Origin of the sequence: Helicobacter baculiformis, from assembly GCF_900197685.1 — a bacterium.
In the GTDB taxonomy this organism is placed as follows: domain Bacteria; phylum Campylobacterota; class Campylobacteria; order Campylobacterales; family Helicobacteraceae; genus Helicobacter; species Helicobacter baculiformis.
The window spans coordinates 1-9576 of record NZ_FZMF01000070.1; the positions used below are offsets into that span (position 1 = coordinate 1).

Annotated in this window: 12 protein-coding genes; all 12 read left to right on the forward strand. The window is 49.1% G+C overall.

Annotated features, from left to right (window positions below):
* Positions 1–17 precede the first annotated feature (17 nt).
* Entirely contained in the window at positions 18–689 is a 672-nt protein-coding gene (locus C6G87_RS08115) for a P-loop NTPase family protein (RefSeq protein ID WP_104752989.1), read from the forward strand.
* Complete coding sequence (locus C6G87_RS08120; protein WP_104752990.1) at positions 682–2244, forward strand: CHC2 zinc finger domain-containing protein; 1563 nt, start codon at positions 682–684, stop codon at positions 2242–2244. Before C6G87_RS08115 ends, C6G87_RS08120 begins: the two co-directional genes overlap by 8 nt.
* 57 nt (positions 2245–2301) lie before the next feature.
* The gene (locus C6G87_RS08125) at positions 2302–2868 is read left to right on the forward strand and encodes a Coiled-coil domain-containing protein (protein WP_104752991.1); all 567 of its coding nucleotides are present in this window, start codon (positions 2302–2304) and stop codon (positions 2866–2868) included.
* Positions 2869–2879: 11 nt separating this feature from the next.
* The gene (locus C6G87_RS08130; RefSeq protein ID WP_233709079.1) at positions 2880–4058 is read left to right on the forward strand and encodes a phage capsid family protein; all 1179 of its coding nucleotides are present in this window, start codon (positions 2880–2882) and stop codon (positions 4056–4058) included.
* A gap of 8 nt (positions 4059–4066) precedes the next feature.
* Positions 4067–4432 (forward strand): hypothetical protein, encoded by a 366-nt coding sequence (locus C6G87_RS08135; protein WP_104752992.1) that lies wholly within the window; start codon positions 4067–4069, stop codon positions 4430–4432.
* 1 nt (position 4433) lies between these two features.
* Entirely contained in the window at positions 4434–4790 is a 357-nt protein-coding gene (locus C6G87_RS08140; RefSeq protein WP_104752993.1) for a hypothetical protein, read from the forward strand.
* Positions 4787–5194 (forward strand): hypothetical protein, encoded by a 408-nt coding sequence (locus tag C6G87_RS08145; RefSeq protein ID WP_104752994.1) that lies wholly within the window; start codon positions 4787–4789, stop codon positions 5192–5194. Before C6G87_RS08140 ends, C6G87_RS08145 begins: the two co-directional genes overlap by 4 nt.
* The gene (locus tag C6G87_RS08150) at positions 5178–5762 is read left to right on the forward strand and encodes a hypothetical protein (protein ID WP_104752995.1); all 585 of its coding nucleotides are present in this window, start codon (positions 5178–5180) and stop codon (positions 5760–5762) included. The genes C6G87_RS08145 and C6G87_RS08150 overlap by 17 nt, the downstream gene beginning before the upstream one ends.
* Positions 5759–6466: a hypothetical protein gene (locus C6G87_RS08155; RefSeq protein ID WP_233709080.1), complete on the forward strand. Its 708-nt coding sequence runs from the start codon at positions 5759–5761 to the stop codon at positions 6464–6466. The genes C6G87_RS08150 and C6G87_RS08155 overlap by 4 nt, the downstream gene beginning before the upstream one ends.
* A 46-nt stretch (positions 6467–6512) precedes the next feature.
* Positions 6513–8156, forward strand: coding sequence for a coiled-coil domain-containing protein (locus tag C6G87_RS08160; protein WP_104752996.1), 1644 nt, complete (start codon positions 6513–6515; stop codon positions 8154–8156).
* 9 nt (positions 8157–8165) lie between these two features.
* Complete coding sequence (locus tag C6G87_RS08165) at positions 8166–8735, forward strand: hypothetical protein (protein ID WP_104752997.1); 570 nt, start codon at positions 8166–8168, stop codon at positions 8733–8735.
* The coding region (locus C6G87_RS08170; protein WP_411697026.1) for a terminase large subunit domain-containing protein at positions 8735–9576 on the forward strand (842 nt) is incomplete at its 3' end. The genes C6G87_RS08165 and C6G87_RS08170, both read left to right, overlap by 1 nt.

Below are 9576 nucleotides of genomic sequence, written 5' to 3' on the forward strand. Positions count from 1 at the left end.
TAGGTTTGTAGGAACGGTTGCAATTTGGGCGTTTGGTGTTGGTGAGTGGCGATCCTGATGCGGGTAAAACCATTCTGACCACGCAAATACTCGAATATGTTGCCAAGAAGTACAAGGTGGCGCATTTCTGCTTGGAGTTCCCCATCCGCGCCCATGTTGAGAAGCTTCTAGAAGAGAAGAGGCACTTTAAGGGGATGGATGATTATATCCTAGAAGATCGTTATAATGACTTAAGCGATCTAACCCTAGAGATTCGCACCCTTGCCAAACGGGGGGTGAAGGTGTTCTTGATCGATTCGCAAAAGAATGTCGCTTGTTCGGGCTCGAGCACCGAGGAGCGCGAGACGCCTAAATTTATTGCCCTAGGGCAGATCGCCCGCCAGATGGAGGTTTTGGTGCTCTTCATTATCCAAACGGCAAAGGCGGGGGATCGGCTGCCCTTTGGCTCTAAGTTAGCAGGGCATGAGGCAGATGTTCATCTGCACATCGAGCGCCTCAACCACCAAGAACGCCAAGTGCGCCCCGATGAAGACCCTTCTTTCAAGCGCAAGATCACCATTCTTAAGAACAAGCAGACCACTAGTCAAGGCTTCGCCTTCTTTAGTATCGAACAAGGTTATTTTAAAACTCTGAGCATTCCTGCGCCTCTAGAGCAGAAGAAGAAGACTTTAAAGAGGCTTGATGATTAAGAATTTAGAAGCCCTCAGGGCACGGGTGCGCGTTGTGGATGTCTTAGAGAAGTATTTAACATTGCGCCGTTGTGGCGCGTATTTTCGGTGTCATTGTCCTTTTCATGAGGAGAAGACCCCAAGTTTTATGGTGAACCCCGCGCGCAATAATTGGACTTGTTACGGCTGTGGGGTCAGTGGGGACGCTTTTAATTTTTTGCAAGAGAAGTTAGGGCTAGAGTTTAGGGAGGCGGTGCAGGAGGTGGCGCGGATGTATGATTTCGTGTTGGAAGAAGACAAAGCCGCCCCCGCGCCACAGCCTGAGTTAAAGGTGTTAGAACATGCCCACGTTCTCATGGTTCAAGCCTTGCGCGAACAGGAGGACGCATGGAAGTATTTAGAACAGCGGGGCATGAGCGCAGAACTGATTACACGTTTCGAATTGGGGTACTGCTCTTCTAGCGTCAACCGCGATCTGCTAAAGCAGTTTAGCACGACCCAGCTTAAAGAATCGGGGCTTGTGTCAAATGTCGATCGGGGGTGTGTGCTCAGTGGGCGCATTGTCTTCCCTATTCATAATCGCTTTGCCAAGCTGATAGGCTTTAGTGGGCGTTTGCTAGCGCCCATGGGCGTTAAGTATCTGCACACACGCGGGCTAGTCAAGCATGCGCTTTTGTGGAATTACCCCCGTGCGCGCCACCATATCAATAATCGCCGCCAGGTTATTATCTGTGAAGGGGTGTTTGATGTGATGGGCTTTGAGGCGTTCGGGTATCCTAATGTGGTGTGTTGTATGGGGGCGAGTTTCAACCAAGAGCATTTGGACATGTTAGCTTCCCTAGAGTGTGAGATACTTTTTTGCTTGGATGGGGATAGCGCGGGCTTAGAGGGGCTCAAGCGGGCGTTAAGCCTATGTTTTAAGCGTGGCTATGCCCATGTGGGGGTGTTGACCATCAAGGGCTGTAAGGACATGGGAGAGGCGTTAGCATTAGGCGTTAAGCCCCCTATGATCAAGTCTGAGGGGTGGGCGTATTTTTGCAAGCTTTTATTACGCGCGGGCTTAACGCCCATGCAAAAGGATCATAATTACCGCTTTTTATGCCATTTAGTGGAACGCTACCCGCCCTTTTTAAAGGTGGCTTGTTTGCAGACACTCAAGAAGATCAGCCCGCAGATTGTCCAAGAGGACTTGAAGAACAGAGTAGAACAGGTTTCTAACAAGCATAAGGAACTCAAGCGCGGGGCGTATTTTTTAGAGGGGCGTATCTTGCGCGCGATGTTGGAGCACCCCGAATTTCGTTTTACCGCCTCTAAGTGTTTGAGTGCGCATGATTTCCGCATGCAGGAGGAATTTAAAAATATTCTTTTAGGGGATGTGGGGGCTTTGGGCTTTTTAAAGGTCAAGTTTAGCCCCATTGCCCCTAAAGACTTCGATCGGGTGTTGGAAGATTTCAAATTGCACACCCTCAAGCGCTCTTTACAAGAGGCTTTGGCGGGGGGAGATTTGCATTTATGCGGGGCTTTAGAGCACAAGATCGCCCAGCTAGAGCGCGCGCGCCTTAAAAATAAATTTTAACCCTTGTTTACAAGGGGGCTTTTAGCTTTAATAGCTTTATTTTTAAAGGAATGCTATATGGCTGAGCCCAGTTTATCCGAACAAGAGACGGAATTAGAGATCCTCAAGCGCGAGATCAAGCAGGCAGAAGAATCGCTAGAAGTTAATTTTGCGAAGTATTGTGCCGAACACATGGACGCAGAGCTAGAGGGGCTTTTCTTTGACAATAAAGAGGCGTTTGTTAAGAAGATTTTAGAGATGCAGAATGTGTTCTTGAAGGAACAACTAGGCGAGAAGATTCAGAAGGCGCAAAGCTTAGAACAAGAGATTGGCAACAAGAAGGATTTAGCCCAATTAGAACAAGCCCAACAAGCTTTTTTAAGCCAGCACCCCGAGGCGGACATGAACGCGATCAGTGTCTTCTATGAAGAAGAACTACCCCCCAAGTACAAGAAGCAGTTAGAGCGTTTGGCGGGCGTGGATTTCTTTAATGCTCTCTATGAGCTCTACAAGGCGTTTAGCCAAGAATTGCCCAACCCCCCTAAGGGGCAAGCGCCAAGCAATACCCCCCTACCCCAGCGTGTGGAGGGTATGGGCACGAATGCGCAAACCAACCCTCCCGAATTGGTGATGAATAGATTTTAAGGAGTGTGTGCGTGAATTTGTCAGGATTAAATCAGATTAATATTGCCAATTGGAAGAATGATCCAAATGTGAGTGTGAAGATTGGCGAACAGATCGAGCTAGCCAGTTGGCTTAAAAGCCCTTTTGAGCCTTTGAGTGGGCGGGGGAGTGATCGGGGCGTGCGTACCTATTTGATTGAGGATGTGCAGCCCTATAGACCCCGTTTAAAAGCCCAGTTGAGCGGTTCGGGAGTAAAGGGCAATAGCGACTTTAATAGCAATTTTGATAATTTGGAGATTTTGAGTCAGACGATCTACCCGGAGGTGGTGGGCAACGCCATTAAATCAGAGATCAAGCTATATAGCGCGCTCAAGCATATTGACTTTATCAAAGAGGCTTCAGATAGCTTGACTGAGTGGATACAGGCAAAGCGGGATCGCGCCCTCGTGTGTGCGCTGAGTAATGATTTTACAAACGTGGTTGTGTGCGACAAGACAAACGGGTTTAAAAGCACAGCAGAACAAGATGTGAGCGTGCTCACTAAGAAGATCGCCAAAGACGATACCATGAACGTTAAGGCGCTCAGACGGGCGATCTTTCAAGCGCGCGCAGGGCTCAAACATGACAATACCCAAGCCTTCCCCCTTAAGCCCATCCGTAGCGAGATGGTGAGTACGGGGGGGGTGAGTGTGCAAAACTATAGCTATATCATTCTGCTAGATAGTTTTGCCATTAACCAGCTTAAGGCGGATCCTGAATACCAGGAGATCCAGAAGTACGCAGGCGTGCGGGGGGATAAGAACGCGCTTTTTAGCGGGGTGGTGGGCATGATTGATAATTGCCCTATCTTGGATATGGGCGTGTGGACTTCCATGAATGTCGGTCTGCTCAATTCTGAAGTGAGCGATAGCGAGTATGAAGCCCATTTAAACAAGCAGAATGTCACGCGTGTTACCCCTCCTAGTTTCTATGCGGATAAGCACCCTGTGAGTATTGGGGCGTTGATTGGGGCTAGCGCGCTAGTCTTGGCGGGCAATAGCGCGATCAATTTCTATATTAACGAGACGGAGGACGCGGGGCGTAAAACCATTTGCGGGGTGGATCGAATCTTGGGCATTTCTAAGGCAAAGTTCACCAGTTCTAATGGCGTGCCTAGTGTCTATGATCAAAGCGATTTTGCCGTGATTGGCTTATTCAGTGCGAAGCATTAAGGATTAACATGGTGCAAAAGGTTAAGAATACATTGTATCTTTGTAAAGTGCGCTTTGGTTCAGAAGAGGCGTTTAAACAATTGGCGATCCTCCCCTGTGGGGCGGAAGTGGTGGGGGTGAATTTGGAGATCGCCCAAGAGCTTAAAGGCGCGCAGATTGATATCGGGCTAGAGGGGCAGCCTGATTACTTCTTAAAGGACGTGGATGCGAGCCAAAAGGGTTTTAGCCATAGTTTGCGCTGCTTTTGTGCGCAACATTCCCAGAGTATTTACGCCACTTTGCGCGCGCCCTTGCCTAAGGGGATTGTGGCGGATTTAGGGGCGATCTTGCGCGTTACGTACTTCTTGCCCTCTGAGATCAGTATAGAAGTTTAAGATGATTTTAGGCGGTAATCTGAGCTACCACAACGCCATCAGTGGGAATATCTTCGGGCGGGGGTGGCAGAGTGTTCCCCCTGCTAGTTCTAGGCTTAGCCCCCTTGGCTCTAGCGCCTTAGTGGGCTTGGGCTTGGGCGTGCAGGGCGTGGGGGCGGCTTTGGGGATTGCTAATTTTGGGGTGGGCTTGTATTCGAGCATGGAGCAAATCAAACAGGCTAAGCAGATGGCAAAGTTGGCGCGTGATCAGTTCACGGAAGAGAATAGGCGTTATTATGCCCGTGAAGCCGAACGCCAAGAGGCAAATAAGAGTATTGCCCAGAGTGCGGATGCCTACCAGCCCATGGTGCGCCTATGAATCGTCTTGTAGAGTTTGGGCGTGCGGGCGTGTTGGGCTTGTATAGCCGCTATGGCGCGCTCAAGTGGGAGATTTCTAGCGATGCCCAAGCGTTGTTAAAGCCCAATGGGAGCAGTGAGTATTACAAGTTTGAGGGGGAAGTGTTTAATGTGTGCGCAGGGGAGAAGCCTTTATACTACCTAGATTATCCGCTTTACTTGGACTTTGGAGGGCTTGATCTTGACACTTTGGGGGCGTATTTGTGTGGGGAATGGGTGCAAGATGGCAAACAATCTAGGTTGATCAAGCAGTTTTTAGAGGTGTACGATAGGAACATTTCTAAAAACTGCTTGTATTTAGACCCGCCTTATTTTTCAGACTTAGATCATCTTTTAGCAAGGCAATTTCATGCTAGACACCCATGAAGTCATTTGCGCAATCCGTAGCCGTCTCAAAGATGAGGATTATACGGCTTTGCGCTTTTCTGAGATAGAGATTTTAGACACGCTTAACACTATTGCGGCTAATTTGGTGCTAGAATTCAAGCTTAATCGCGTCCAAAGACATAAGGTCTTGCAGGAGAGAACAGATTTCTTATTTTGCCCGCATTTGTTGGGTATTTCTAGCGCGCGCTTTAATGCCGTGCCCCTAGAGCACGCAACGGATTTAGAAGACACCACGATATTAAGCTTATTAATCAAAGATGGGCGCTTGAGTGTAACCCCCTTTGCCCCCGGGCTTTTGGCGGTGTCCTATTATGCCTATGAGCCTATTAACACCCCTGAAGAGAGTATCGCCCTCCCTGAGATGGCACGCCTTGCCCTGATCTATGGCGCGCTTTCCCTTCTCTTAGAAGTGCCTACCGATGAGGCAAATATTAATAAGATTGGCATGTTCTCCAATTTGTACAGACAGGCGAAGTTCTTGTTCACGCAGTATTTGAATAGTTTGTACGGGCGGGATCATCTCACCTCAAGGGTGGTTAGGGTATGAATGCGCACCGCTTCATGCGCACTTTTCTAGCTTTGCGCCACGCCCTGCAAACGCAAAATTTCAGCACAAAGGAACTTAACCAGCTCTGCTTGCAGGGCGCGCTCAAGTGTGAAGAACTGCACTTACAAGAGAGCGCGCAAAATGTCCAAGAAGAGCAGATCCGCGCCAAGATGGGCATAGACTATCTCAATGCACAATACACTTTGCAGGCGACTAAAGCCCAAACCCTAAGCGCGCTCATCCAGTGTCAGAGCATGTTAAAGTCCTTGAAGGACAATGCGGCGATCAACCGCGCGAATGCGTATGTGAGTTTTTTACAGGTGGTGGGAAGCGCGTCTAACACCTCTGCTATTGCCCAACACGCCCAGAATGTGATTCATACGATCAACCAGATCGGCACACAGGAGGACATCAAGGAGCTAGAGACATGCGTGACAAGTTTGAGCCAAGAGCTAGCGCGCCTCAACGCTTTAGATGGGGGGAGTGATTGCGTGCAAATCTTCGCGCAAAGTTTAGAGACCTTGCCTAACTGCCCGGTGAAGGTGTGGGGGTTTAGCATGCTCAAGGACGCGCAAGAATGCTTTCTTGTAGATGGGCAAGTGGTTTCTAGGGGGGGGTGTTCTTGTTTGCGCGCGCCCTTGCCAAGACTTATACAATCACTTATCAAAGCACCAACGCGCGCATGCAGGCACAAAAAAGTTTAGAGATTGTGGTTAGCCCTCAAGAATCTATCCCCAAATAAGGAAGTCCATGGCAGAAGATACAAAGCCCTTAGAAGAGTTAGAACCCCTACCCTCTCCTCCTCCTTTGGGGGCGATGCCTCAAGCCTTAGCGCCTTTGGAGCACACCCCCCCTACTTTGGAGAGTATCGAGGAAGAGTTTAGCGCGCTATTAGAGGGGGCGCTCAATAAGCAAGACAATTGGAAGCAACAAATTTATTTGTGTTTGCAAGCCATTAGCCGCGTTTTGATGGCGTTTAACGCCTTTAAGGGGCTCTATGATCGCTCTTACGCCCTTTTGCAAGATTTAGACAGCCAAGCGCGCGCCCAAGTGGACACCCTACAGATGCAAGCGGAGCATTTGAATACGCTTATTCGAGATTATTATAAGCATTTTGAGGCGCTTAAGGCGGGCTTGCACAAGCATAACGCGGTGTTAGGGGAGCGCTTTAAGGCGGGCTTAGAACAAGTGGACTTGGTGCAAAAGCTTATTCAGAGTGCCAAACTCGAAGCCGATCGGGTGCTGATCTTTAAAGATAGTATTGTGTTGCTTTTAGAGAAGTTGGAGAGTTTAGCCCCCCTTCAAGAGCGTTTAGTGGAACTGCAAAGCCAAAGTAAAGCCCATGTTAAAGTGCTTGAAGAACTCTTAGCGCAGAGTTTAACACAAATTCAAGATCAAAGCCAAAGCGCCATCACGCGCTTAGACGCCTTAGTAGAGGCAGCACGTGTTAGCGTGAACGCGCAAGTAGGAGAGTTTGATACCCATGTGCAAGAGGCACAAGCCCATCTAGAAGAAGAGTTCAGCGCGCGCTTTGAGCGTGTAGATGGGCATATTCAGGGCTTTAAAGAGGAGTTCACCCACAAGATCGACGCGTTAGAAGAGTATCTTGTGCGCGCCTCTAAGATCTATACACAGATGGAGCAGTTGCAGGCATCCACTTTAACAAGCCTTGATGAGGGGCTGATCAAGTACAACACCAACGCCCAAGAGTGCTTACACGTCTATAACACCAATGACACCCAAAAGCTCCAAGAGTATAACGACAATGCCTATCAGAAGCTCCAAGATTACAACGCGAGCGTGGACGCCCAGATCGAACATGCCCGCTTGCAGGTCGCCCAATTCAATAGCGCTAATTTGGCAAAGCTAGAGGAATTCAAAGCGCAGATGGAGAACATTAATGCCCAAAAGCTCGAAGAGCTCAACGCGAACACGCTTCAAAAGATCGAGGACTACAACGCAAACCATCTTGTGAAGCTAGGGCTTTATGACACGCATGCAAGTCAGGGCGTGCAACAAGCCCAAGAGGCGCTTAAAGCCTTCAAACAAGAGATGTTAGATCAGGTGTTGGCGGGCTCAAAAGAGGTTTATGTGCAATTTGGGCTTTTACAAGGCTATTTAGAGCAACTCCAGGCAAAGCAAACGAAGTTAGGGGGGAATTTTCAAGCCGTGAAGTTAGAGAGTTCCCAAGAGTGGGAAGTGCCCCAAGATGGGATGTATTATTATGTCTTCTTGCAGGCGGGGGCTGAGAGTACTTCTTTTGGGGATGCTTTGAGTGTGAGCGGAGATTCTCGATGTGTGAGCGGGTGGGTGCAGCCTAAGGGCTCAAAGGTTAATGTAAAGGTGGGTGATGGGGGGTGTTGTGTGATTTCTTGGGCGACTCGGATCGCATAAAGGAGACCCATGCAGAATATAGACATTGGCGCAGGTAGAGGGGGCTTAGAGTTGATGGGGCGCGCCCTTGAGCACCACCGCGCCGCCCATGCGCAATTGCATAATACCATGCAGAACTTGAGCGCGCAACTTATGGGCAGTGGCAACAATGCTTTAAGCGTGTTGGGTCATGAGGAGCTCAAGGCGTATCAGCGCTTAAGGGATCAACAAGGAGATATGGAGCGCACGCGCGCCTATGCCTTTGAACAAGAGAAGTTCCAACACCAGCAAGATCAGGACGCGTTGCGTAATGATTTTGTCCAGCAAGAATTTAAGGCTAACCAAGCCCAACGCGCGATCGCCAACCAGCAGAACCAACAAAAAATTAATATTGAACGCGGGATTGCTGCTAGCCAGAATGCTTTACGGGGGGCGCAAGCAGAGGATACGCGCCTGCAAGCAGAGCATAGACGCCTAGGGCTGTTTAATGTCGGGTCTTTGATGTTGGGCACTCCTCAAGCTGAGAATAAGGTAGTGGGTAAGCGTTTGCGCCGCCATCTCTTGGGCGATTGGAAGAAGCCTAGTATTTTGAAGCCATGATCGACACGCAGGCGCTCAAGCAAGAGTTAGTGTTACGCGCCCTTGCTAAGAAGGATTTGTATACATTTGTCAAGCTCAAATGGGCGCGCTACAATCTAGCCCCCTTCATGCACTCTTGGCACATTGCTTATTTGTGCAAGGTGTTAGAGTGTACTTTACCTACCGCCCAAGAGGACTTGATCACGCGCCTAATGATTAACATGCCCCCTAGCTATGGCAAGACGGAGATCATCGCGCGGTGTTTTGTGGCGTGGGCACTAGGGCTAGATAGAAGCCGTAAATTCTTTTATATTAGTTACTCTGATGACCTATGCCGCAAGATCGCCAACCAAGTCCGCGACTTGATGAAGTCCAAATTTTACGCGCAGATTTTCCCCGAACCTTTGGAGTTCTTGCAGGATAACGCCCAAGAGTTCGTACTCAGAGAGGGCGGGGGGCTTTTTGTTACCACGCTTAAGAGCGCTTTAACGGGCTTTCATGCCCACCAAATCCTCATAGATGATCCCATCAAAGTTAGCGAGATGAGTTCTAAGAGCGCGGTTAAGGCGGTCAATAGCAATTTTAAGGAGAGTGTGTTAAGCCGTTTGCAGGACAACCAAAGCAATATCACTTTATTAATGCAGCGTTTGGGGGGTAATGATTTGTGCGGGTTTTTGCTCTCTGAACGGGAATTTGAGCCTGAGAGCATCGCATGTTGGCATGTGCTTAAACTCCAGGCGCTCAACCAAGAAGAACAAACGTATGCGATCAAAGATTTTACCTACACGCGCCCCCCTCAAACCCCTTTATTTGAGGCGCGCCACAATTTAGAGCAATTAGAGGCTCTGCGCTTGCAAATGGG